3 protein-coding genes are annotated in these 1,541 nt (G+C 57.0%); 1 reads left to right on the plus strand and 2 read right to left on the minus strand.

The window, feature by feature from the left end; all coding sequences use genetic code 11:
* Window positions 1-120 precede the first annotated feature (120 nt).
* The gene (locus BUE39_RS35985; protein ID WP_268802017.1) at window positions 121-243 is read left to right on the plus strand and encodes a hypothetical protein; all 123 of its coding nucleotides are present in this window, start codon (window positions 121-123) and stop codon (window positions 241-243) included.
* Window positions 244-874: 631 nt separating this feature from the next.
* Here BUE39_RS35985 and BUE39_RS33610 read toward each other — a convergent pair.
* Together BUE39_RS33610 and BUE39_RS33615 are read right to left on the minus strand one after the other, a co-directional pair.
* Window positions 875-1,258, minus strand: a complete 384-nt coding sequence (locus BUE39_RS33610; RefSeq protein ID WP_073432974.1) for a VOC family protein — start codon at window positions 1,256-1,258, stop codon at window positions 875-877.
* A 52-nt stretch (window positions 1,259-1,310) separates the two neighbouring features.
* The coding region (locus tag BUE39_RS33615) for an alpha/beta hydrolase-fold protein (RefSeq protein WP_327083074.1) at window positions 1,311-1,541 on the minus strand (231 nt) is incomplete at its 5' end.

A 1,541-nucleotide genomic window follows, 5' to 3' on the forward strand; every position in this document is an offset into this window, starting at 1 on the left:
GCACATCGCCCGCGCCAGGATATTGGCGTCCAGACGGCGGCCTTCAGATGACCGCTAAGGCGGGAGGCGACCATTCCATCTATAAAGCTACTACATCATCCGAAGAGGATGTGCGAAGTTATGTCCAAAATCTATGGCGACAGCGAGCGTGTGAATCGCGAGTTCTCGTACTGCGCGGACGACACTCCATTGGAGTCGTATCCCCAAGGGGCGTTCGCTTTCGCACCGGCGCACAGCCAGTGAGACACGTTGTGTGGCGCCTGGCTTGTTGGCGATCCCCCTGACGCGTCCGTCCGCTGACATATAGGTAGCGGACGTTAGAAACCTCTCGTGCGTTGACCGCAACGGGTCGACAAGGGAAATTCGCGCCGAGGTTGGATAGGTGACTGACGGGCGGTAGGAGAATTTCCGGGTTCGGCCACTTGCTGCCGCTCGCACAGCGCGCTGAGCCGACACTCGAACGGCTGGTCCACTCCGGGAACTGCCCGATATCCAATGCGAACATCTCGGCCGGAGCTGACGTTCGGACATTAACCGTGCTATGCCTGCTCCCCGCTCTAGACCAGCCATTCGTCGTCGGCACCAAAACTAAAATTTAACACCTGTTGTAACTCGCAAGAAAATGCAGATCTGGTGCGGCGAGCGCCCATGCACCGGCCTAAGGGCTCCCTCCGCCCTAAGGCACAGACGTACAGAAGAACTTCCGAGAAGCTCCTTAAGGAAGTCGCGTTCCGGCGCGCCTTCCAAGGCCCGGTTGGCGAATTAAATGGCGAGACACTACCGCGCCAACCAACAGGGTTGATAACGAGACGGACAATGCTGGCAATCGCCGGCGGGCATACATAGATGCCGCGCCGGCGCAGCAACAGGACGCTCAGACCGGCTTGAAGCAATACACCGCAAGTTTGTTACCGTCCAAATCGCGCACATAGGCTGCATATGCGTTTGGTGCCCATCCGCGCGGACCGGCCGCGCCTTCGTCGCGAGCGCCGGCATCCAGGGCCGTGGCGTAGAACGCATCCACAGAAGATCGATCGGGCGCTTCGAAAGAAACGGTAACGCCGTTACCAACGGTCGCTTGGTTCCCATCGGCCGGCTTCACTACAAAAAAGGACGGAGTTTCCTCGCCCCAGATCGATCCATTGTCGCCGAGATCGGCAATGCGCTTCAGCCCGATCTTGCTGAGCACGCTGTCGTAAAACGAACGTGCTTTGTTGAGATCGTTTGTTCCTAAAGTCAAGTGAGTAAAGACTGCCATATACGTCTCCTTTGAGAGTGAGAGTGGGTTGAGTTTGACGAAAAATGCATTGCTAACCTGTTGGGATTCTTTCTTCTGAACGGCACAATTCTGTCGAGAAGATTTTCGCGTGATGAGCGATGTGATCTTCGATGAAAGTCGAGATGAAGTAATACCCGTGGTCGTAGCCTGCATGACGACGCAACGTCAGCGGCTGCCCCGCGGCCTTGCAGGCGGCCTCGAACACATCGGGATTCAGTTGCTCGGCGAGGAATTGATCCGCGAGCCCCTGATCGATCAGAAT

Origin of the sequence: Paraburkholderia terricola (assembly GCF_900142195.1) — a bacterium.
Lineage (GTDB): Bacteria > Pseudomonadota > Gammaproteobacteria > Burkholderiales > Burkholderiaceae > Paraburkholderia > Paraburkholderia terricola.